Source organism: Halostagnicola alkaliphila, from assembly GCF_055379965.1.
The window spans coordinates 610,554-632,334 of the sequence record NZ_AP043826.1; the positions used below are offsets into that span (position 1 = coordinate 610,554).

Genomic DNA, 21,781 nt, shown 5'->3' on the forward strand with positions numbered 1-21,781 from the left:
GTTAAGTGGTCGGCTTTCCGCGTTGGTCTCGCCACGCGAGCAATTTGCGTCCCCGGTCGGCCAGCCACGGAACGACTCCCTTCGGAAGGAAAAACAGGACAAGGAGTGCGACCGAGAAGAAGATCACCATCGAGACGTGACTGACGGTCGACTGGAGGAAATCTCGAACGAAGTAGTAGCCGATCCCAGCGGCTGCGGGACCCGTGATCGTTCCCATCCCGCCAAGAATGGCGATCAGGACGACTTCGATACTGACGACGACCGCCAACAGGAGTCCGGGATTCGGATTCCCGACCGGCGTGTGGACGAACGCCGCCCCTGCGAGGCCGCCGACTGCACCGCTCATCGTGAAGGCGAAGACCTTGAACTTCGCGGGGTTGATACCGGAGGCGAGTACCGCGTCCTCGTCTTCTCGAATCGCCGTAAATATGTCCCCCACGTACGAGCGAGTGAAGACGTAAAACAGGGCGAATATCGCCAGGAACAACAGGAGGCTAATATAATAGTAGACGAACACCTCTTGATCGAACGGCGTTTCGAAACCGATCGTCGAGAGAACCGATGCCAGCGTATCGCCGACTGAAATCAGATTCTCGGGACTTCGAAGTCCGGCTTCTCCACCGAGCGTTCCCGGGAAGATGTTGACAATTTGGACCAGTATGAGCGGAACGATAAGCGTGATGAGCGCGAGATACGGTCCTCGAAGCCGAAGCGCGGGAACACCGATAACGATGCCGAGAATACCCGCCGCAATCGTTCCGATGATGATCGCGAGCAGGGGTGTGACGTCTAAGTGGAGATTAAAAAGCGCCGCCGTATACCCGCCAGTCGCGAAGAACATACTGTGTCCGAAACTGAGCTGACCGGTGTACCCCGAGACGTAGTCCCAACTCATCGCGAACATTCCGAGAAACAACGCACCCGTAAGCTGGCGTAATGTGAGAACGGGGAGCAAAAACGGCGCAGCTGCTAACCCTACCAGACAGACGATACCCACTGCTTGTCGCGGCTCGAGATCCAGACGTGTCATGTCATCACTTACCCTCTCGTTAGAGAAGACGCAACATTGTATTTATAACTTGTTGTCCAATGTTGACTTGTGGAGTATGGTATGTTACCAACACACTTATTTAGGAGGCTGGTCATCCCAACTATTATGCGTGATAACGCAACCCAGGGTATCGACAGACGACGGTTTGTCGGAATGATTGGTGCAGGTGCAACGATGTCCGTTGCAGGGTGTCTCGGTGGTTCAAACGGCGGGAACGGCGATGACGGGGTCCAGATCGGGCTCCTCGCCTTCGAACCGGGAAGTGCACCGCAAGGAACGGCACAGGAATACGCAGCGGAACTGGCCGTCGACGAACTCAACGACGACGGCGGGGTGCTCGGAGAGGAGGTCGAACTTCACGTCGCAAACTACCAAGGGTCGCCGACGACCGCGGAGGACCGGTACCTCGAGTTCGTCGTCGACGACAACGTCGACATGACGGCCGGCGTGTTTCAGACGGAGGTCATGCTGGACCTCATGGAAAACATCGCGGAACACCAGGTCGTCCACATCAGCGGTGGAAACACGTCCCCGGAGGTTTCGCGGTACCTCGCGGACGATTACGAACGGTACAAGTACCACTTCCGTCCCTACGGAAACGGGGTCCTCTGGGTGGAGTCGGTCGCGGAGTTCGCCGGCTACATGCACGAAGAGGAAGGGTGGGATCGGGTCGCCGTGCTCAACGAAGAGTTCGAGTGGACGCAGCCGTTTTCGGAGGACCTCCCGGACTTGCTCGAAGAGCAGGGGATCGAGGTTCCGTACAACGAGCGCTATCCCGGCGACACCGACAACTTCACGCCGATGTTCGATAGCATCGAGGGAGAAGACGCCGACGCCGTCCTGATGAGCATGGCCCACACCGCAGGGCCCGCACAGATTCAGTGGCGCGACGAGGAACGGGAGTTCGCGGTCGCCGGATTGATCTCCCAGATCAACGACCCCGGTGCACACGAGGCGTTCGACGGCGCTACCGAGTTCGCGATGAGCAACACGCCGGGTGTCCACACCGCGGAACTCACCGAACAGACGGTTCCGTTCGCCGAGAACTACTACGACGAGTTCGGCGTCTATCCGAACGACGCCTTCTCCTACGCCACCTACGACGGCATCAAGATGTGGGCCGAAGTGGTCGAACAGGAGGAGACGACCGATTCCGAAACGATCGTGCCGGCGCTCGCGTCGCACACGTACGAGGGGACGCGCGGAACGGTCGCGTTCAACGGTGAAGGCGACGAGTTCCCGCACGACGCCCAGTTCGGGGAGGACCGCCTCCGACGGGTCAACTTCCAGTGGCAGGAAGACGATGACGGAGATGGCATCCAGGAAGTGATTTACCCGGAGGACCTGTCGACGGCCGACTATCAGGAACCAGAGTGGTTCTAACGAATGGTTGACATCGTCGGTATCGTCGCGAACACGCTCATCCTCGGCTCGCTGTACGCGCTCATCGCGATCGGGTTCACGCTGGTGTTCGGCGTCGCCGGGCAGGCGAACCTCGCCCACGGTGGGACCATTACGGTCGGTGCGTTTACCGCCTGGTTCGTCGCCGGACTGGGATACGGCGTCTGGATCGGACTGGCTGTCGCGACGGTAATGGGAGCGCTCTTTCACGTCGTCTTGCATTCCGTCTTCGTCAAGCACACGGACGACCCGATCAACGTGTTGATCATCACGCTTCTGGCCTGGCTGGTCATCGAGTACTCGTTCCGAGCGGCCGTCGGGACCGATCCGCGATCGGTTCCCTCGATGCTCGCCGGCAGTACGTCTATCGGCGGCGTCTCGTTTCTCTATAACAACCTGCTGATTTTCGTCATCTCCTGGCTGTTCATCATCGGGTTGTTCGTGTTCATCAATCACACGAAAGTCGGACAGGCGATCATCGCGACGGGACAGAACGAAAAAGGCGCGGCTCTGGTCGGCATCAACACGGACCAGATCACGCTTCTGGTCTGGGCGGTGGCGGGTCTCCTCGCGGGCTCTGCGGGCGTCATGTATGGCACCTTCCGAGCCGCGTCCTACGACATGGGAATGATGCCGCTGGTTCTGGCGTTCGCGATCGTCATCCTCGGCGGAATCGGCTCCATTCGCGGCAGTCTCATCGCCGCGTACGTCATCGGCTTTCTCGAGGTGTTCACGACGACCGCCATTTCGCCGCGGCTGAGCGGCATGACGGCACTGATCGTGATAATCCTCGTATTGATCTACAAGCCGACCGGCCTCTACGGGCGGGAACTGCCCCACTAACGCCGCTCTTTCCTTCGATCCGTCCGTATCGAATTTCGTTCAGAATCCCGTTCGCTTTCGTTGAGTGTACTCCGTTCGAGATAGTTCCTGTTCGAGATAGCTTCCGCTCGAGCGAACTCTATTTAGTGCGGATTCGCTCGAAACCGGCTCCGCCCGCGGTCGTTTCGGCCGGTAGATATATTCCTTCGGTCTACCAACAGGTGCGCTAATGACTAGCAGAGAGCTGTTGCTTCCGGATCAACTCGCTCGTGACGAGGCGAAAGGCGAAGGCGAGAACGCACAGTTGCGAGCGGAACGCGATTTCTGGCGAACCCTCTTCGAAGGAGTCGTCGACGAGTTTCCGGAACCGATACTCGTCGTCAACGATAGCGGGACGATCACGCACTGGAACGACGCAAGCACGGAACTGACCGGTGTCTCGAACGCGGAGGCGATCGGAGAGCCAGCATTGGACGTAATCGGAACCGAGGGCGTCGAAGAGACGCTAGCGGAGGAAATCGCAAGAAAAGGTGCCCCCATTCAGGAAGAGCAGATCCGATCCGGTGGCCCGCCCGACGATCAGTGGCACATCCGCACGGCAGGCGTCCCGCTTCGATCGCCCGACGGCGACTCTATCGGCGCGTTCGAGTATATCACCATCGTAACGGATCTGGTCGACCAGCGCAACGAACTCGAGGAGATCCAGACGGCTATCAGCGAAACCGTCGACGGGGCCGTCGACGAGTTGCTTGCCGCCGCAGAAACGAACGCGGAGATAACCGACGACGTCGACGAACTCGCCACGGAGCAGGTCGAGAACCTCGTCGAGGTCCGAAACGAGGTGGAGTCGCTGTCGGCGACCGTCGAAGAGATTTCTGCGAGCGCCGAGGAAGTTAGCTCCCAGAGCGAGGCGGCGACGGAACTCGCCGAGGAGTCCAAGGACGCGACCGCCGATATCGTCTCGATGATCGACGAGGTCCGCGAGGCGACCGATACGCTCTCGGAGTCCACCCGAGCCCTCGAGCAGCGTATCGTCGAAATCGATAAAGTGGTGGACGTAATCGACGGAATCGCGGACGAGACGAACCTGCTCGCCGTCAACGCGAACATTCAGGCCGCACAGGTGGATTCCGGGGCCGAAGGATTTGCCGTCGTCGCGGACGAGGTCAAAGAGCTCGCCGATCAGTCCAAGGCGGAAGTCGAGACGATCGAGGATATCGTCGAGGACGTCAGCGAGAACACGACCGAGACGATCGACAGCGTCGAGACGACGATCAGCCGCGTCGACGAGGCGGTCGAACGCGCTCGCACGGTCGACGACAAACAGTCCGAAATCAGGGCCGCCGCCGAGGAAGCGAACACGGGAATCGATCAGATCGCTGGAGCGACGGACGATCAGGCGGCGACCGCCGAGGAAGTTGCGACGATGCTCGCCACGTCGGTCGAGCAGATCGAAGAAGTCGCGGACGAAATCGAAACGTTAGCGGAGACGAACGATCAGCAGGAGACGAAGGTTCGAGACGTTCACGAGGAGGTCCAAGAGCTCGGGTCCGAGCTATAGTCTCCGACGCGTACTTTCGTCCCGGTACGTAGCCGCCGACCGGAATTTCCCTCGAGTCTCACGTTCTCGATCGAAACTGGGCCTCGGCCGCAACTAACCTGGTCGTTTTATACCGTCCGCGTGCTTTCGTCTCGGCGATGGCGACGATCTACTTCGAGGACGTCGAAGAAGGCACTGTCAGGGACCTCGGAAGCTACACGGTCCCGGAAGCGGAGATGCGCTCGTTCTCCGAGCGCTACGATCCCCAGCCGATCCACGTCGACGAGGAGGCGGCCGTGGAGACGCCCTTCGGCGGCGTGATCGCCAGCGGCTGGTACACCGCGAGCGTCTGTATGCGCCTGTTCGTCGACGGTTTTCTCGCCCAGAGCGACAGCATCGGCTCACCGGGACTCGAGGAACTCTCGTGGTCGGCGCCCGTCTACGCTGGCGACACCCTGGCGGTCGAAAACGAGATTCTCTCGGTGGAGCCGTCGACCACGCGCGACGACCGCGGCTACGTCCGGAATGAGTCCCGGGCGTACAACCAGAACGGCGACAAGGTACTCAACTGGATCGGGACGAACATCCTGCTGCGCCGGAATCGGGACTGATCGCAGCCGGGTGGCGCCCTGATGCGCTTGGCGCCGGTGCGTTCGATAGTGTTGGAAGGACGTGGTAGTGTACCGACCGACTGGAAGTACCACACCACTGACGCACGCGCCAGTGAGGAAATCTCGAGAGCGACCCGGGACGACCTCCAAACGGCCACACAGCGGATATTTCACGACTCCGATCGACGGTCTCAGCTGACGCTTCCAATCGTAACATAATCCCTGATATAGCGAGACCGATTTCGGAGAGCGGTCTTGTGCCTCGACGACGGTCCTTACTCCTCGACCGGAAGCCCGTCGTACTCCTCGTCGAAGTCGTCGCGGAGCACTTTCTTGTTGAACTTCCCGGTCGTCGTCTTCGGGATTTCCTCTCGGAAGAGAATCTTATCCGGCATCCACCATTTCGGATACCGCTCGAGGAGGTGTTCTTCTAGCTCGCCGGCGGTAACGCCCTCCGAGGACGGGACGACGTAGGCGACTGGCCGCTCGTCCCACTTCTCGTGTTCGATGCTGATGACGGTCGCCTCCTCGACCGCGTCGTGGGCCATCAGTTCGTTCTCGAGTTCGATCGAGGAGATCCACTCGCCGCCGCTCTTGATGATGTCGTCGAGTCGGTCGACGACCTCGAGGTAGCCGTACTCGTCGATGGTGCCGACGTCGCCGCTCTTGAACCACCGTCTGGAAGACGCGTCTTCGGCCTCCCCGGTTGCTTCGCTCTTGGGGACGTCCTCGGTGAACGACTGTGCGGTCTGTTCCGGCCGATTGAAGTACTCGTCGATGAGCCAGGGGGAACGGGCCTGAATCTCGCCGGAGGACTCGCCGTCGTGGGGAACCGGCTCGCCGTCTTGGTCCCGAAGGCGGATCTGCACGCCGGGGGCGGGAATTCCGGGTTTCATCTGCTGGTGGTACTGCCCGCTCTCGTCGAGTTCCTCCCGGACCTCGGTGGTCGTCATCGTATTCACGAGGTGCGGGGCCGCCTCGGTCATGCCGTACCCCTGGTGGATCGGCGCTTCGATCTCCTTGTCGAACTTCTCCATGAGCCACTCGGGCGGCGAACTGCCGCCGGTCAGAACGCGGTCGAGGCTCTCGAGTTCGACGTCGTCGCGCTCGTCGTAGAAACTCGCCATCTCGCGCCAGACCGTCGGCACCGCCGCGGTGACGGTGACGCTCTCGCGGTCGATGAGTGCCGCGGTCTCCTCGGAGCTGGTTTTCGGCCCCGGGAGCACGAGTTTCGAGCCACAGAACGTCGCGGTGTAGGGGAGCCCCCAGCCGTTGACGTGGTACATCGGGACGACGGGCATGACCACGTCGTTCTCGCTGATCTTGAAGACATCCACGTGGCTGTGGGTGAGCGTGTGGAGGTAGAGCCCGCGGTGGGTGTAAGCCGCACCCTTTGGGAGTCCCGTCGTGCCCGACGTATAGCAGATTCCGGCCTCGCGTTCCTCGTCGATTTCGGGCCACTCGTAGTCGGTGTCTTGCCCCTCGAGCAGATCCTCGTATGATTGGACCGGTTCGAGGTCCGTCTCAGGAATCTCGTCGTCGAGGATCACGTACTCTTCGACCGTCTCTAATTGGTCAGCGACGGCTTCGACGATGTCGACGAACTCGGGGTCGACGAAGACGACCTCGTCTTCGGCTTCGTTGATGATCTCCACGATGTGCTCCTCGGGGAGCATGTGGTTCGTCATGTGGATGCTCCGGCCGCTACAGGAGAGCCCGAAGTACAGTTCGTAGTGGCGGTGGTGGTTGATCGCCATCACCGACGCTCGGCTTCCCAGCTCGAGGCCGAGTTCGTCGAGCCCGTGTGCGAGCCGGCAGATACGGTCTTCGGCCTCGCTGTAGGTGTAGCGATGAGTCGTTCCGTCCGCTTCTTCGGAGACGATCTCCTTGTGGCCGAACTGGGAGACCGCCCGATCGAGCATGACCTGCAGCGTAAGTTCGTAGTCTTTCATTGTTCTTCACCTCGTGGTTCGAAGCGATAAAAGACCCGCTCCCGGTCGGTTCCGTCGTCGATGTCGACGATCTTCAGCGAGACTGGATCGCCGATCTCGAGGTCGTCGTATCTGGCGTCGTCGATCCGCGCCGAGAGCTTGACCTCGCCCAGATCGACGATAGCGACGACGAACGGCGACGTGTCGTGGTAGCCAAGCGGCGTGCCGCCGCGAGACTCGCTGAAGGCGTACAACTCGCCCTCGTGGGGTAAGTCCACGTACTCGAGGTCGTCGCTCGTGCACTCGGGACAGACGATCCGGGGCGGGTAGTGGATCTCCCCGCACTCGAGACAGCGCGTGGTCGTCAGCCTGCCGTCGTCGAGGTTTTCGTAGAACTCGTGAATCTGGGTATGTTCTGCCGTCTGTCGTTCGTAGAAATCGAGTAGGTCTGGGAGCTCGATCTCCGAGGGGATCGATACTGTCTCTCGAGTGACCGAGCCGCCGGCGCTCGAGTCGCTCGATCCGGCCGAACCGCCTGCATCGTTGGTGTCTGGTTGCTCCGTCATTGTGGATCACGCCCCAGCGTCATGACGCTGTGAACCGATGCGCTGCCGCTCAAATTGTGGATGAGCCCGGTCGTTGCGTCCTCGACCTGTCGATCGCTCGAGACGGTGCCCTGGAACTGATTCGTGATCTCGAGGGCCTGCGAGACGCCGGTCGCCCCGAGCGGGTGGCCACAGCCCAGAAGGCCGCCGCGCGGGTTGACCGCGATATCGCCGTCGAGATGGCTTCGACCGTCCTCGATGAACTGGCCGCCTTCGCCGCGTTCGACCCAGCCGAGTTCCTCGTACTCGATGATCTCGCTGATCGAGAAGCAGTCGTGGACCTCCGCGACGTCGATCTCCTCGAGGGGATCCTCGATACCCGCCTGATCGTAGGCTTCCTGAGAGGCTTCTCGAGCCTGGGGCCAGCCGTCGTAGGATGGCAGGTTGTTGATCGAGTTGCCCGCCATCGAGGATTGACCGCTCCCGGTGATCCAGGCGGGGGTATCGGTTACCTCTCGAGCTTTCTCCTCGCTCATCACGATCACGCCCGAGGCGCCGTCCGTAATGCCGCTGCAGTCATAGAGGTGAAGCGGCGGCGCGATTTCGGGCGATTCGGTGACGTCGTCGGGTTCGATCTCGCGCTGGAACTGTGCGAAGTCCGTCTTGGCGGCGTTTGACTTGTTCTTGGCCGCGACCTGCGAGAGCTGTTCGCGGGTCGTGCCGTACTCGTGCATGTGTCGCTGGGCGTACCAGGCGAAAAACGGCGGCGCGGAGAGGCCGTTGACGCCGTCGAACTCCCGGTCGAGGACGTTCGACATCGACGCCTGCATTTCGGGCATCTGCTCCTTGCCGAGGTTCATCTTCTCGACGCCGAGGACGAGCGCGACGTCTAACTGGCCGGCTGCGATGGCGAGCCAGGCGTATCGGAGCGCGGCCTGACCGCTCGCGCAAGCCAGTTCGGTGCGCGCGATCATCTTCGTCACGTCGATGCCGAGCAGTTCCGCGACCATCGGCGCGACGTGGGACTGAAACGCGAACCGTTCGGGCTGGACCGCGCCGACGAACAGCCCCTCGATGTCCTCGGGGCCGATATCGGGGACGGCGTCGAACGTCGCCTTGCCGCCCTCCTGTGCGAGGTCCTTCCAGCTGGCGTCGCGGTCGCCCCACGACGTTTGCCCGCCGCCGACGATCGCGACGTTGCGGGTCATCGGTCACTCACCCGTAAACTCCGGCTCGCGGTTCTCCCTGAACGCCGTGACGCCCTCGAGCATGTCGTCGGTGGTTGTCAGCAGGGCGAACGATTGCTTTTCCATCGAGAGGCCGGCGTCGAGGCTCGTCTCCTGGCCTTCGTTGATGACCTGCTTTGCGGCCTTGAGCGCGACCGGAGGCCCGGAGACGAGATCCGAAACGACGTCGTCGACGACGTCCTCGAACTCGTCGTCGGAGACGGCATGGTTCAGAATTCCCCACTCCTTGGCTTCTTCGGCACCGATCTTGAGGCCGCGGAAGACCATCTCCTTCGCTCGGTTCTCGCCGACGAGTCGAACGAGGCGCTGAGTTGCGCCGCCGCCGGGGATTAGGCCGAGGTCCGTCTCGGGCGTGCCGATAGTCGAACCCTCCTTTCCGATCCGGATGTCACAGGCCAGCGCGAGCTCGATACCCGCGCCGAGACAGAAGCCGTCGATCTTCGCGACCGTCGGTCGATCGAACTCGTAGACGGTGGTGAACACGTCATCCGGGTCCATGATGTCGACTGGCTCGCCCGCGGTGAAGCCGGTGATATCCGCACCGGAACTGAACGCCCGATCGCCGGCGCCGGAGAAGACGACGCAGCTGACCTCGTCGACGTCGATGTCGTTCAGCAATCGGTCGATCTCGGCGAACATGTCCTCGGACATCGAGTTCAGCCGCTCCTCGCGGTCGAGCGTCACGTCGAGGACGCCGTCCTCGTCGAGTTCCCAATCGAGGTAGTGATACGGCGGGTCCGTCCGGTAGTCGTAGAAGCCCTTTCCGGCGTCCTCGCCGGTGTGTCCCTCTTCGACGAGTTCGACGAGGTAGTCGGACGGCTCGTAGCGGTCTGCCCCGTACTCCTCGGATAGCGACTCGAGCTTCTCGAGGACGGCGTCGAGTCCGACGCGGTCGCCGCGCCGACACATCCCTTCGGGGAAACTGCCGCCGAGGCGGAGTCCGGTATCGATTTCTTCGGGCGTCGCGACGTCGTTTCCGATGAGCCACGCCGCGTTGTTGATCATGATCGCCTCGGTTCGAAGGGTGTCGAAGTCGCCGGCGTCGGTCGGGCCGTAGTCGACGCCGTCGCCGTCCGTTTGGGAGTCCGCTCCTCCCTCGTAGTCGTAGAACCCTCTGCCCGTCTTCTTTCCGAGGTTCTCGTTCTCGACTTTTTCCGCGACTGCGGGGGGAACCGGCTGGTCGGAGGCGTCGCGGAAATGATAGCCGATGTCGATGCCGCCGAAGTCGTTCAGTTCGAACGGGCCCATCGGATACCCGCGCTCGTAGACCATCGTCGCGTCGGCCGTCTGAACGTCCGTCTCGTCGTTCGAGAGCATCCAGGCCGCCTCTTCCATGAACGGGACGAGGACGGTGTTGACGACGAAGCCGTGGACGTCCTTGCGGACGTGAATCGGCGTCTTGTCGACCGACTCGACCCACTCGTAGCCGGCTTGTGCGTACTCCTCGCTCGTCGCCTCGCCGCGGATGACCTCGACGAGATCCATCTTCACCGGCGGGTTGAAAAAGTGGAGACCGACAACCTGTTCCGGGCGATCGGTCGCCGTCGCGATTTCCGAAATCGAGAGACTCGAGGTGTTCGACGCCAGAATCGCGTGATCGGGCGCGTGCTCGTCGACCGTCGAGAAGGTATCCTTCTTGATCGGCATCTGCTCGGGAACGGCCTCGATCACGAGGTCGGCATCCGAGACGGCCTCGGGTAGGTCGGTCGTGGTCTCGACTCGCTCGAGGACGGCCTCGCTGGATTCGTCGATTCGCCCCTTCTCCGCGAGCTTTTCGACGCTCCACTCGATGTTTTCGTAGCCGTCCTGAACGAGATCCTCCTCGAGATCGCGCATCGTCACCTCGTAGCCACCGATCGCAGCGACCTCTGCGATCCCGTGACCCATGCTTCCTGCGCCGAGAACTGCGACTCGTCTCACTGTGTCAATCGTCATCAATGGTAACTGCGTGTTTGGGTCTCATATATCTTTGGAAGCGACGCCCAACGGTTCGTCGCCCCTGGCGTTTATCGCCGAGTAATCCGTTGCTACCGGTCGATAATGATCGTTGTCGATAGTGGCTCGGATAGCGACTCAGGGGACCGTTCGTTCTCTCGTAACTCGTACGTCCATTATGATTGGACGCCTGGCCTTAGTCGACGACGACGGTTCTTCTCCAGGAAAGATAATGTAATAAACGACAGAGTCGGTATCCATTACAGACTTATGGTTGTAATCAATGCTCGCTTCTAACCCCCACTTCGTCCAATCAAGTTGGACGGTTGGGAGTAGTCGAGCTAATGCGGAGTCACGAATCGGTTTACTCGAGCTCGTGGTATATGTTGGCATGATCTCCGTCTAATATAATCGAACCACTTAACCGGCCCAACATGACACATATTACCATGACTAAGTCGACCCCATCGCTCACGTCGGTCCAACGGGTGTTCGAAGTCATCCATCTCCTCTGGGAAACCAACGGGGCGGGCCCGTCCGAAATAGCGACACGGATGGAGATTCCAAAAAGCACTGCGCACGTGTACCTTCGCACGCTCGAGTCGACCGGCTACGTCGTCAACCAGGATGGCGTGTACTCGCTTAGTTACAAGTTTCTCTCGACGGGATCGCGAATCAAGTACCGGAGCAGAATCTACCAAGTTTCGAAGTTAGAGCTCAAGCGGCTTACCGAGGCGACCGGCGAGCTAGTGACGCTCGTGATCGAAGAGGCAGGCCAATCTGTCATCCTCCACGAGGAGTTCGAAGATCAGTCTCTCGAGTTGGGAATTTATCCCGGCATGACCCTTCCCTCTCACTCGCACGCGCCCGGAAAAATGATTCTGGCACACATGTCGGACGACCGCCTCGAGGAGTTCCTCGAGACGCGCGGCCTTCCGCAGGTAACCGACCACACGATCACCGATAGAACGACGCTACTCGACGAACTCGAGGACATTCGCGAACAGGGCTATGGGGTCGATTGGGATCAGCAGGTCAACGGAATGGGACTACTCGCCGTTCCGATCGTCGTCGAGGGTGATTTGAAGGCCTGCATTGGCATCGCCGTCCCGACCGGTCGGATGAAAAACGAGTCCTACCAGCGGACGCTGCTTCGGGAGGCGGAGGAGTCAGCAGATACGATCAGAATCAAGTATCGATACGGACAGTAGGTCTGCGGTGGGATGAGTCGCGTATCATAACTCGAGATAACGTATCTAATATCATATCAGATATCAAAGTGGTATCGAAAAAAGAAAAATATCTTACCAATATTCGATCGTACCACTGACACAGATCTATAAACCCTACACTCGTTCTACTCTCTCACAATTCTCCACACAAACTGTCTGATAACTCCTTATAATATCTCCATTCCATTATTTATGTTATAATACGCTCCAATTCGAGAACTAGCCGATTGTAATTCTCGATAGAGGAGAGATGGCGATCAACTGCCGATATCATTGCCTTCGTTGCTCTAACATATACGCCCGATATTCGATTCACAGTCTGCGTCGCTTCCTACCTCGTTCGATATCATATCTCTTAGTATCCTTTTTATTATATGTAAATGTTTGTGGGGGAGGCGGATCGGAGCATCTCGATTCGGTCATTTTCGGTTGCTGTTTACATTAGCTGACTCAGTACCGTTTAGCCGGGCCGAAACTATAACGCCCCCTCGCTCGAGAGGGAGTCGTGTGATAGGTTCGGTTTCGTCGGCGGCACTTCCCGATATCCTTCGGCTGCTCGCCGTCCCGGTATTCGCGTGGGTCGCATATCGAGATATCAAAACTCGGCGCGTCTCGAGTGGCGTCTGGATTCCGCTCTCGAGTCTCGGCGCAGTACTGCTCGTCTGGGACGGATGGCTCGCCTGGAACGCATCCGATTCGACCGTCTGGTTCGAACAATTCCTGTTGCCGGTGACCGTGAGCCTCGGGTTCGTCGTCCCGCTGGCGTACCTCTTTTGGTGGTTCGGCGGCTTCGGTGGGGCGGACGCCAAGGCGTTGATGACGCTCGCGTTGCTCTTTCCGACGTTCCCGCAGTACGTCGTCGGCTCCGTGGAGTTCCCGATGGCGACGACGCCAGTTGGAACGTTCTCCTTTACGATCCTCACCAACGCCGTACTGATCGGCATCGCGATCCCGCTCGCGCTCGCCGCGAGAAACGCCCTCGCCGGGCGAATCGCACCGGTAATGTTCCTCGGCTGGCCGATCTCGTGGGATCGGACGACCGAAACCCACGGAACGCTTCTCCGGTCGCCGAGCGTGTTCAGCTTCGGCGGCCTCGACCTGGACGCCCTTCGAATGTACCTTCGCTGGCGGGGCTGCTCGCTCGAGGAGCTGCGATCGGATCCCGAGCGATACCGGGATCCCGACTCGCTCCCCGAGGAACCGAATCCGCCGACCGACGGTGCGGTCGACGCCGCGGTTCGAACCGACGGCGGAGGGTCCCTCGAGTCGCCGACTGCGGATGATTCGACGGAACGAACGGCGTTCGACGAGGACGAAAAAGACGCGCTCGTCGAGGAGGAAGCGGAAGAATTCGAGGAGGCTCGGCCGGAGAACGCCGATCCGTGGGGTGCCGAAGCGTTCCTCGAGGAGATCGATCACGCGGCCTACGGGACGTCCGCCGAAACGCTGCGTGAGGGTCTCGAGTCGTTGACCAAGGAGGAAGCGGTCTGGATTTCGCCGGGAACGCCGTTTCTGGTGCCGGTGTTCGTCGGACTGGTGATCGCGTTAGCGTACGGCGACCTGCTGTTCGGACTGTTCGTCTGGTAATCCAAACCGGACACCGAAAACAGGGTCCGCTATTTTCGTCGAACCGAATAGCCGTCGCACTCACCCGAACGATCGTTCGTACGGTTGACCTCACCCGAGCAGCCGTTCGTACAGCGGAACGAGAACCGTCCAGAGCACGACGATCGCCGCGCCGCCGCCGATTATCCCGAGCCACAGTTCGCCCGTGCCGGTCGGCGGGCCGCTCGAGATCGCGACGAACGTTCCGACGACCAACAACACACAACCCAACAGTGTCGCCGCCTCGAGCGCCGCCGCGACGGGGTGTTCCCGCGCCAGCGCGGCCAACCTGGTAACTCCGCTTGCCGGACTCATACTCGAGGCTCACGCTCGAGTGTAAAAACACTCACGGCAGTTCTTTGTTCGTCCCTGTTCTATACGCTCTCTTCACTGACTCTCGAGTAGTAGTCTGATGGTATCTCTCACAACCTCGATAGGTATAGGACTCAATTCAGTATAGGGGGTGCTTGTCTCTCGTTGCTGTCCATGTTTGGTTTGTAGCACCCCGAGACACTGAGATATTCGGTACAAATGGCGTCAAAAGACCGGGATTAGTCGTCCGCATCTGACGAACAGGATTGGGAGAAAGTATGCTCGCTAATCGATACGTATGACCTTCTGACACCGACGTCAACGTAAGTACAGGTCTCATCATCGTTACCATCAACCTCGCTGCCGTCGAACGTCTCTTCCCAATTTTCACTATCGTATCGAGCGATAACTGTTATTTCGCTGGGTTCATCGGGGAAGTCCGCCGACACGAGATCATCGTCATCGACGCCATCATTCATTGACTCGTGCGTGGAAACGTGGACAACTTCTCCGTCGTATTTGACGATGATCGAGACTTCTCCCACCAGTTCGATATCGGGTAATTTGTTGAGATACAGACCTCCTAGTACGCTGCCTGTGGTTCCCCCTCGAAAGCTACTCAAACAACCCGAAACCGGTAATACCAGGGCTGTTGATGCCCCCATAACGGCGCGCCTTTTCATATCTCCATTAATACCTCCTTCTGTGATGAATATTTCCACTCGCCAACACCGATTATAATTGGACCTGGTGGCTTCGTGAGTAGGTAATCGTTTCTCTCCTGTTACCCACCAATATCACCTCGCGAGAACAGCGCTCGAGCGATCAACACGAGCACTGCGGTCGCGACCAGTAGGATGACCGCGCCGGTCAGGTCGTACGTTCCCTCGACGAGGATCTCGGTCGGGTCGTAGTAGTGGGTCGGACTGACGTTGCCGATCCACTCGTACTCGTCGGTTCCCGCGGTGACCGACTCGATCAGGAAGAGGGCGAAGACGACGGCGATGGCGACTCGGTTCGCGACGGCCGCTCGAGACATCGTCACCGAGAGCACGAGCCCGATCGCGGTACAGGTAAGCAGGTAGGGGATCGAGAGAAGGTGGACCATCGCCAGATCCTGGACCGAGATCGACTCGCCGACGGCGACGACGCCGCCGTAGACGGCCACCGGAACAATGGCGTTGAGCACGAGAACCGGTACAGCAAGGGCGGCGAACGTCTCGAGGACGACGCGGCCTCGAGAGACCGGAAGCGACAGGACGAGATCCATCCGGTCGCGTTCGATGTCCTCGGCGACCGAGTTCGCCGCGGCGTAAGCCACGTAGAGGCCGAGCAGGAGCAACCACATGAACTGGTAGACCTCGACGGCGAGAAACCCCTCGATCGTCCCGAGGGTTTGAATCCCAAAGGCCTCCTGCATTGCCGGCGGGTAGGCCTCGACGAGCTCGTCGATGTCGGCGTCCGCGAACGAGGGGAAAAAGCCGATGAACGCCAGCGAGAGCACGCCGATTCCGATCGCCAGCGCGACCGTTCCTCGAAGCCGGCGCTCGGCTTCGTAGCGTGCAATTTCAAGCATCTCTCTCCTCTCTCGTCGCTTCCGTACGCACTTCGCTCGTTTCGTCGCCGACCGTCCCGTCGTCACCCATTCCGCCGACCGTCCCGGCGTCCGCTCGACCCTCGGCTTCCTCGGCGTCCCCATAGTAGTGCATGAAGATGGTCTCGAGGGCCGGCTCGTCGATCTCCACGTCGACCACGTCGTAACTCGAGAGATGCGAGAGCAAGGCGTTGTACTCGCCCGTGTAGGTGAAGGTGATCGACCGGCCGGTCGTCTCGAGTTCGGCCACGCCGCCGATCGGCTCGAACCCGTCCGCGGATTCAGCGAGTCGAAGCCGGACCTGTTTCCCGCCGCGATCGAGCAGGCTCTCGACGTCCTCGAGGGCGACGAGTCTCCCCTCGCGGAGGATCCCGACGCGGTCACAGACGCGCCGAACCTCGCTCAGGACGTGCGAGGAGAAGAAGATCGTCGTTCCGCGGTCGCGTTCGGCTCGAAGAAACTCGAGGAGCCGCTCCTGTTTCAGCGGGTCGAGTCCCGACGTCGGCTCGTCCATAATGACGAGGTCGGGATCGTGCATGAACGTCTGGACGAGCCCGAGCATCTGCTTGTTTCCGCTCGAGTACTCCCGAATCTCCCGGTCGAGCGGCGGCGTGAACAACTCGAGGAGTTCCTCGCGCCGGCCGTCGCCCTGAATCGAGCCGAAGTACTCGAGAACTCGTTCTCCGGTCGCCTTCTCGTCGAAGCCCAGATCCGCCGGCAGGTAGCCGAGTCGACGTTTGGCCTCGATGAGGGCACCCTCGTCGCGAATATCCGCACCGAGCACTCGAGCGGTCCCGTTTGTCGGCTCGAGCAACCCGAGCAGGAGCCTTATCGTCGTGGTTTTGCCGGCACCGTTCGGGCCTAAAAATCCGAATATCTCGCCCTCCTCGACGGTGAAGGTGAGGTCGTCGGCCCCGAGTACTTCGCCGTAATCCTTCGTCAGACCGTCGACGTCGATCGAACCCATGGGTATTGGTTCCATCCCACAGGTGATAAATTCGGCTGGCCGGTTTCTCGCTCGGAACCGTTCGAGCTTGTTGCCTCGAGATGAATAGTGTCTCACTCAGTCTCGAGTTTTGCTCAGACTCGAGTTTCGTTTAGACCCGAGTTTCGCTCAGACTCGAGACTCGATTTCCTCGGCAATATCGTCGAGCTCGTCGTCCGAGAGGTCGGGCGCGTCGCCCGCGACGGCGTGGATCGGGCCGCCGCCGTCGCCCTCGAACCGCGGCACGATGTGACAGTGGACGTGGGGAACCTCTTGACCGGCTTCCTCGCCGTTGTTGAACGCGACCGTGCTCGCGTCGGCGTCGACGCTCTCTTCGACCTCGGGAACCAGCCGGTGGATCGTCGCGTAGAGGTCGGTCGCGACGTCGTCGGGAACGTCGTTGAGCTGCTCGTACTCTTCTTTGGGGATCACGAGCGTGTGTCCCGGCGCGAGGGGGTTCGCGTCGAGGAAGGCGATCGTGGTCTCGTCTTCGTAGACGATTCGTGCCGGAATGTCGCCGTCGATGATCTGGCTGAAGATCGTACCCATACGCGAGTGTGTGTCGCCTCGACCCAAGAAGGTTACTCGCCTCATTAACAGCCAGTCTGTTTTGGTTACTCGAGCACCCCCTCGAGCGTCTCCCCAATCGCCTCGAGATACTCCTCGGGTTCGTAGCCCAGCCGCCCGATCCAGACGTCTTGATAGGACGGGTGCAAAATCGGCACCAGCCAGACCTCGAGTCGCTCACAGCGAACCGGCTCGAGGACGGTCTCGAGGAAGCCGTCGATGGACTCGCCCTCCGCCTCGAGCACCGTCGTTGTCGCGTGTTTGCCGGTCGCGAGGACAATTTGGGGATCGATCGTCTCGAGTTCGGTCAGCAGGTGGGTGCGGCAGTTCTCCCGTTCGTCGTCGCTCGGCTCCCGGTTGGTCGTCGGATCGTCCGAATCCGCGGGAAAGCACTTGACGGCGTTCGTGTAGTAGGATTCCTCGCCGTAGCCGATCCGCTCGAGCATCGAGCGAATGCGCCGGCCCGAGTGTCTCGAGGTGTAGGCCTTCCCCGTCCAGTTGCCGCCCCGCCAGCGGTCCGCCGACGGCGTTCCGCGGCCGGGGGCTTCGCCGATGACGACGATATCCGCCTCGAGGTCGCCGGTCCCCCACGAAATACACTCGCGGGAGTCGGCGAGTGCGGGACAGCGAGTACAGTCGCGCTCGAGGACGTTGCGCGTGTTCGGGAATCGCGGATCCGCGGCGTCCTCCGCGCTCGCGCCGGATTTCTCACTCGAGTTGGCGTCGGGTCCGGGCACAGTCGACGGTTCGTTCTCCAGCGACTCGGCGTTGTCGGATTTGCCCCGCTCGGTCCGTCACTCGAGTGCTCGATGGGACAAGTTTACAATCGCCGAGTGACTTACGGAAGCTATGAGAGCGGAACTGCTGATCGAGATCCTTTCGATACTAGTCTACACGGTCGCCGCGATTACCCTAACCGCGGCGGGTATTGCGACCGAATACGCGAGCGTCCAGCACTTTGGTTCGGGTGAAGCGATGGTCGCCGTCTGGCTCGCTGCACTCGGCGGCGTCATGCTCTACGCGGGCGTCTACGGGCTCGGATACCAGAAATTGCTCGCGCGCTTGATGCAACACTAACCCGGCTCTCCCGCAGGATTCGTCCCGTCAATCCACCTCGCGGTCGTCCGTTCCCGACTTGCAATATCGATTCCTCTTTACTTCCCCAGCGAATTACGTCACACATGAGCAGGTTCGGCGAGGTCGACGACCAGTACGACCCCGAGGCGGTAGAGCAACGGGTCTTCGAGTACTGGGACGACGTCGACGCTTACGAGCAGACGGTCGAGCACCGCGCGGACGGCGAATCGTTCTTCTTCGTCGACGGCCCGCCGTACACCTCCGGGTCGGCCCACATGGGAACGACCTGGAACAAGTCCTTGAAGGACGTCTACATCCGCTACCTTCGAATGTGCGGCTACGACGTGACGGACCGACCGGGCTATGACATGCACGGACTCCCGATCGAAACCCAGGTCGAGGAAAACCTCGGGTTCGAGAACAAAAAAGACATCGAGGAGTTCGGCGAGGAGAACTTCATCGATGCCTGCAAGGAGTACGCCGAGGAGCAACTCGAGGGACTTCAGGAGGACTTCAAGTCCTTCGGCGTCTGGATGGATTGGGACGACCCCTACAAGACGCTGTCCCCGGAGTACATGGAAGCCGCCTGGTGGGGCTTCTCGAAGGCCGCGGACCGCGGTCTGGTCGAGAAAGGACACCGTTCGATTTCGCAGTGTCCGCGCTGTGAAACCGCCATCGCGAACAACGAAGTCGAGTACGAGGACGTCGAGGATCCCTCGATTTACGTCAAATTCGATCTCACCGAGCGCGACGGCTCGATCGTCATCTGGACGACGACACCGTGGACCATCCCGGCGAACACGTTCGTCGCCGTCGACGAAGAGGGCGACTACGTCGGTGTGCGTGCGGAAAAAGACGGTGAGGAGGAGTTACTGTACCTCGCCGAAGCCAAACACGAGGAGGTACTCAAGGAGGGCCGCTACGAGGACTACGAGGTCGTCGAGGAACTGACCGGCGAGGAGCTGATCGGCTGGTCCTACGAGCATCCACTCGCAGAGGAGGTTCCCGACCACGTCGACGCCGAGGGAACGCTCGAGGTCTACGCCGGCGACTACGTCGACACTCACGGCGACGGCACCGGGCTCGTCCACTCCGCACCCGGCCACGGTGAGGAGGACTTCGACCGCGGGACCGAGCTGGGCTTTCCGATCTTCTGTCCCGTCGGCGGCGACGGTGTTTACACCGACGAAGCGGGCAAATACGAGGGACAGTTCGTCAAGGACGCCGACGAGGAGATCACCGCCGATCTCGAGGACAACGGCGCGATGCTCTCCGCTGGCCACACCCACCACAGCTACGGCCACTGTTGGCGCTGCGATACGGGCATCCTTCAGATCGTTACCGACCAGTGGTTCATCACGATCACCGACGTCAAAGACGAACTCCTCGAGAACGTCGAGGACAGCGAGTGGCACCCCGACTGGGCTCGAGACAACCGGTTCCGGGACTTCGTCGAGGACGCCCCGGACTGGAACGTCTCCCGCCAGCGCTACTGGGGGATCCCGCTTCCCGTCTGGACGCCGGAGGGCCGCGACGATGACGAGGATATGATCGTCGTCTCCACGCGCGAGGAACTCGTCGAACGCGTCGATCAGGATATCGACGCTGCGGAAGTCGATCTGCACAAAGACACCGTCGACGACCTGACGATCACCGAAGACGGAACCACCTACACCCGCGTTCCCGATGTCTTCGACGTCTGGCTCGACTCTTCGGTCGCCTCGTGGGGGACGCTGAACTACCCCTCCGAAGAGGAACGCTTCGGCGAGCTTTGGCCCGCCGACTTCATCCTCGAGGCTCACGACCAGACGCGCGGTTGGTTCTGGTCCCAGCTCGGAATGGGGACGGCCGCGATGGGCGAAGTGCCCTACGACGAGGTCCTCATGCACGGCCACGCGTTAGACGAGGACGGCCGAAAGATGTCCAAATCGGTCGGCAACGTCGTCGAGCCCGACGAGGCGATCGAGCGCCACGGCTCCGACGCGATGCGGCTGTTCTTGCTCTCGGCGAACCCGCAGGGCGAGGACATGCGCTTTTCGTGGGACGAGATGGCGACGCTGGAGAACCAGCTTCGCACCCTCTGGAACGTGTTCCGGTTCCCGCTGCCGTACATGCGTTTGGACGACTTCGACCCGAACGAGTCCACCCTCGACTCGCTCGAGGACGACCTCGAACTCGTCGACGAGTGGATCCTCGCACGGCTTCAGTCGACTAAAGCCGAGATGACCGAGGCGTTCGAAGACGTCCGGCAGGACCGCGCGCTCGAGGCGTTGCTCGAGTTCGTCGTCGAGGACGTCTCCCGCTTTTACATTCAGGCGGTCCGCGAGCGGATGTGGGAAGAAGACGATAGCGCCTCCAAGGAAGCAGCGTACGCGACGATCTACCGCGTTCTCCGAGAGACGGTCGCTTTGCTCGCGCCCTACGCGCCGTTCGTTTCCGAGGAAATCTACGGCACGCTTACCGGCGAGGACGAACACGACACCGTCCACATGTGCGACTGGCCCGCGGTCGAGGAGACCTGGGAAGATCCGGAACTCGAGACGGACGTGGCGCTGCTTCGCGGCATCGAGGAAGCGGGTGCGAACGCCCGCCAGCAGGCCGGCCGCAAACTCCGCTGGCCGATCGCTCGAGTCGTGGTCGCCGCGGACGACGACCGCGTCGTCGAGGCCGTAACCCGTCACACCGACCTGCTCGCGGACCGACTCAACACCCGCGAGGTACAGGTCGTCGAGCCCGGTCAACAGTGGGGCGAACTCGCCTACAGCGCCGAGGCGGACATGAGCGAACTCGGCCCCGCTTTCGGCGGTCGCGCCGGCGAGGTCATGAACGCCCTCAACGAGGCCAGCATCGAGGAACCCGACCTCGAGGCGCTCGAGGCGGCGGTCGACGATGTTCTCGAGGACGACGAAGGACTCGAAGCGTCGATGGTCTCGTTCGTCACCGAGACGCCTGAAGACATCGCGGGAACGGCCTTCGGTACCGACGGCGACGACCGCGGCGTCGTCTACGTCGACGCCTCGCTCACGGAAGACATCGAGAGCGAAGGCTACGCCCGAGAGGTCATCCGCCGAGTCCAGGAGATGCGCAAGGAACTCGATCTGGACGTCGAGGAGCGAATCGCGCTCGAGTTCGAGGTCGAAGACGACCGCGTCGCCGACCTGGTCGCCGACCACGAGGAGTTGATCCGCGAGGAGGTTCGCGCCGACGAACTCGGCTCGCTCGAGGACGGCCACCGAAAGGAGTGGGAGGTCGAAGGCGTGGCGGTCGAAATCGCGATCGATCCGCTGGCGGCCGCCGAAGCGTCCGACTGAAGTCGACACGTTTCG

General features: G+C 61.0%; 19 protein-coding genes. 8 read left to right on the forward strand and 11 right to left on the reverse strand.

Features of this window, described 5'->3' with window-relative positions:
- Position 1 precedes the first annotated feature (1 nt).
- A complete protein-coding gene (locus ACZ5C7_RS08170; RefSeq protein WP_464375840.1) occupies positions 2-1,030 on the reverse strand; it encodes a branched-chain amino acid ABC transporter permease in 1,029 nt (342 codons plus the stop codon).
- A 126-nt stretch (positions 1,031-1,156) separates the two neighbouring features.
- Here ACZ5C7_RS08170 and ACZ5C7_RS08175 point away from each other — a divergent pair, with 126 nt between their 5' ends.
- From ACZ5C7_RS08175 to ACZ5C7_RS08190, 4 genes are all read left to right on the forward strand, one after another.
- A complete protein-coding gene (locus ACZ5C7_RS08175; protein WP_464375841.1) occupies positions 1,157-2,434 on the forward strand; it encodes an ABC transporter substrate-binding protein in 1,278 nt (425 codons plus the stop codon).
- 3 nt (positions 2,435-2,437) lie between these two features.
- A complete protein-coding gene (locus tag ACZ5C7_RS08180) occupies positions 2,438-3,295 on the forward strand; it encodes a branched-chain amino acid ABC transporter permease (protein WP_464375842.1) in 858 nt (285 codons plus the stop codon).
- 208 nt (positions 3,296-3,503) lie between these two features.
- Complete coding sequence (locus tag ACZ5C7_RS08185) at positions 3,504-4,835, forward strand: methyl-accepting chemotaxis protein (RefSeq protein WP_464375843.1); 1,332 nt, start codon at positions 3,504-3,506, stop codon at positions 4,833-4,835.
- 137 nt (positions 4,836-4,972) lie between these two features.
- On the forward strand, positions 4,973-5,425 hold the full coding sequence (locus ACZ5C7_RS08190) for a MaoC family dehydratase (protein WP_464375844.1): 453 nt from the start codon (positions 4,973-4,975) through the stop codon (positions 5,423-5,425).
- Positions 5,426-5,700: 275 nt separating this feature from the next.
- Here the strand turns inward: ACZ5C7_RS08190 and ACZ5C7_RS08195 are convergent, their stop codons facing one another.
- From ACZ5C7_RS08195 to ACZ5C7_RS08210, 4 genes are read right to left on the reverse strand one after another with little or no spacing between them, the layout of a single operon-like run.
- Positions 5,701-7,377, reverse strand: coding sequence for a long-chain fatty acid--CoA ligase (locus tag ACZ5C7_RS08195; RefSeq protein ID WP_464375845.1), 1,677 nt, complete (start codon positions 7,375-7,377; stop codon positions 5,701-5,703).
- Positions 7,374-7,922: a Zn-ribbon domain-containing OB-fold protein gene (locus ACZ5C7_RS08200; protein ID WP_464375846.1), complete on the reverse strand. Its 549-nt coding sequence runs from the start codon at positions 7,920-7,922 to the stop codon at positions 7,374-7,376. The genes ACZ5C7_RS08195 and ACZ5C7_RS08200 overlap by 4 nt, the downstream gene beginning before the upstream one ends.
- Entirely contained in the window at positions 7,919-9,109 is a 1,191-nt protein-coding gene (locus ACZ5C7_RS08205; RefSeq protein WP_464375847.1) for a thiolase C-terminal domain-containing protein, read from the reverse strand. The genes ACZ5C7_RS08200 and ACZ5C7_RS08205 overlap by 4 nt, the downstream gene beginning before the upstream one ends.
- Positions 9,110-9,112: 3 nt before the next feature.
- Positions 9,113-11,083 (reverse strand): 3-hydroxyacyl-CoA dehydrogenase/enoyl-CoA hydratase family protein, encoded by a 1,971-nt coding sequence (locus ACZ5C7_RS08210; protein WP_464375848.1) that lies wholly within the window; start codon positions 11,081-11,083, stop codon positions 9,113-9,115.
- A gap of 449 nt (positions 11,084-11,532) precedes the next feature.
- Here ACZ5C7_RS08210 and ACZ5C7_RS08215 point away from each other — a divergent pair, with 449 nt between their 5' ends.
- Positions 11,533-12,294 carry an IclR family transcriptional regulator gene (locus ACZ5C7_RS08215; protein ID WP_464375849.1) on the forward strand — a complete coding sequence of 254 codons (762 nt, stop codon included), beginning with the start codon at positions 11,533-11,535 and terminating at the stop codon, positions 12,292-12,294.
- Between the two features lie 528 nt (positions 12,295-12,822).
- A complete protein-coding gene (locus ACZ5C7_RS08220) occupies positions 12,823-13,902 on the forward strand; it encodes an A24 family peptidase (protein WP_464375850.1) in 1,080 nt (359 codons plus the stop codon).
- A gap of 90 nt (positions 13,903-13,992) precedes the next feature.
- On the opposite strand, the gene ACZ5C7_RS08225 is transcribed toward ACZ5C7_RS08220, so the two are convergent.
- From ACZ5C7_RS08225 to ACZ5C7_RS08250, 6 genes are all read right to left on the reverse strand, one after another.
- Entirely contained in the window at positions 13,993-14,235 is a 243-nt protein-coding gene (locus tag ACZ5C7_RS08225; protein WP_464375851.1) for a hypothetical protein, read from the reverse strand.
- Positions 14,236-14,471: 236 nt separating this feature from the next.
- Positions 14,472-14,915, reverse strand: a complete 444-nt coding sequence (locus ACZ5C7_RS08230) for a hypothetical protein (protein WP_464375852.1) — start codon at positions 14,913-14,915, stop codon at positions 14,472-14,474.
- A gap of 101 nt (positions 14,916-15,016) precedes the next feature.
- Positions 15,017-15,808, reverse strand: coding sequence for an ABC transporter permease subunit (locus ACZ5C7_RS08235; RefSeq protein ID WP_464375853.1), 792 nt, complete (start codon positions 15,806-15,808; stop codon positions 15,017-15,019).
- Positions 15,801-16,793, reverse strand: a complete 993-nt coding sequence (locus ACZ5C7_RS08240) for an ABC transporter ATP-binding protein (RefSeq protein ID WP_464375854.1) — start codon at positions 16,791-16,793, stop codon at positions 15,801-15,803. Before ACZ5C7_RS08240 ends, ACZ5C7_RS08235 begins: the two co-directional genes overlap by 8 nt.
- Before the next feature lie 147 nt (positions 16,794-16,940).
- Positions 16,941-17,360 carry an HIT family protein gene (locus tag ACZ5C7_RS08245; protein ID WP_464375855.1) on the reverse strand — a complete coding sequence of 140 codons (420 nt, stop codon included), beginning with the start codon at positions 17,358-17,360 and terminating at the stop codon, positions 16,941-16,943.
- A gap of 65 nt (positions 17,361-17,425) precedes the next feature.
- Complete coding sequence (locus tag ACZ5C7_RS08250) at positions 17,426-18,115, reverse strand: uracil-DNA glycosylase (protein WP_464375856.1); 690 nt, start codon at positions 18,113-18,115, stop codon at positions 17,426-17,428.
- 112 nt (positions 18,116-18,227) lie between these two features.
- On the opposite strand from ACZ5C7_RS08250, the gene ACZ5C7_RS08255 reads away from it, so the two are divergent.
- Both ACZ5C7_RS08255 and ileS read left to right on the forward strand, forming a co-directional pair.
- Entirely contained in the window at positions 18,228-18,455 is a 228-nt protein-coding gene (locus tag ACZ5C7_RS08255) for a hypothetical protein (protein ID WP_464375857.1), read from the forward strand.
- A gap of 104 nt (positions 18,456-18,559) precedes the next feature.
- Positions 18,560-21,766, forward strand: a complete 3,207-nt coding sequence (ileS, locus tag ACZ5C7_RS08260; protein ID WP_464375858.1) for an isoleucine--tRNA ligase — start codon at positions 18,560-18,562, stop codon at positions 21,764-21,766.
- Positions 21,767-21,781 lie beyond the last annotated feature (15 nt).

Bases quoted from the DNA above. Each gene is read 5' to 3' on its own strand.
- ACZ5C7_RS08170 (WP_464375840.1), bottom strand. From the start codon at position 1,030: ATGACACGTCTGGATCTCGAGCCGCGACAAGCAGTGGGTATCGTCTGT.
- ACZ5C7_RS08175 (WP_464375841.1), top strand. From the start codon at position 1,157: ATGCGTGATAACGCAACCCAGGGTATCGACAGACGACGGTTTGTCGGA.
- ACZ5C7_RS08180 (WP_464375842.1), top strand. From the start codon at position 2,438: ATGGTTGACATCGTCGGTATCGTCGCGAACACGCTCATCCTCGGCTCG.
- ACZ5C7_RS08185 (WP_464375843.1), top strand. From the start codon at position 3,504: ATGACTAGCAGAGAGCTGTTGCTTCCGGATCAACTCGCTCGTGACGAG.
- ACZ5C7_RS08190 (WP_464375844.1), top strand. From the start codon at position 4,973: ATGGCGACGATCTACTTCGAGGACGTCGAAGAAGGCACTGTCAGGGAC.
- ACZ5C7_RS08195 (WP_464375845.1), bottom strand. From the start codon at position 7,377: ATGAAAGACTACGAACTTACGCTGCAGGTCATGCTCGATCGGGCGGTC.
- ACZ5C7_RS08200 (WP_464375846.1), bottom strand. From the start codon at position 7,922: ATGACGGAGCAACCAGACACCAACGATGCAGGCGGTTCGGCCGGATCG.
- ACZ5C7_RS08205 (WP_464375847.1), bottom strand. From the start codon at position 9,109: ATGACCCGCAACGTCGCGATCGTCGGCGGCGGGCAAACGTCGTGGGGC.
- ACZ5C7_RS08210 (WP_464375848.1), bottom strand. From the start codon at position 11,083: ATGACGATTGACACAGTGAGACGAGTCGCAGTTCTCGGCGCAGGAAGC.
- ACZ5C7_RS08215 (WP_464375849.1), top strand. From the start codon at position 11,533: ATGACTAAGTCGACCCCATCGCTCACGTCGGTCCAACGGGTGTTCGAA.
- ACZ5C7_RS08225 (WP_464375851.1), bottom strand. From the start codon at position 14,235: ATGAGTCCGGCAAGCGGAGTTACCAGGTTGGCCGCGCTGGCGCGGGAA.
- ACZ5C7_RS08230 (WP_464375852.1), bottom strand. From the start codon at position 14,915: ATGAAAAGGCGCGCCGTTATGGGGGCATCAACAGCCCTGGTATTACCG.
- ACZ5C7_RS08235 (WP_464375853.1), bottom strand. From the start codon at position 15,808: ATGCTTGAAATTGCACGCTACGAAGCCGAGCGCCGGCTTCGAGGAACG.
- ACZ5C7_RS08240 (WP_464375854.1), bottom strand. From the start codon at position 16,793: ATGGGTTCGATCGACGTCGACGGTCTGACGAAGGATTACGGCGAAGTA.
- ACZ5C7_RS08245 (WP_464375855.1), bottom strand. From the start codon at position 17,360: ATGGGTACGATCTTCAGCCAGATCATCGACGGCGACATTCCGGCACGA.
- ACZ5C7_RS08255 (WP_464375857.1), top strand. From the start codon at position 18,228: ATGAGAGCGGAACTGCTGATCGAGATCCTTTCGATACTAGTCTACACG.
- ileS (WP_464375858.1), top strand. From the start codon at position 18,560: ATGAGCAGGTTCGGCGAGGTCGACGACCAGTACGACCCCGAGGCGGTA.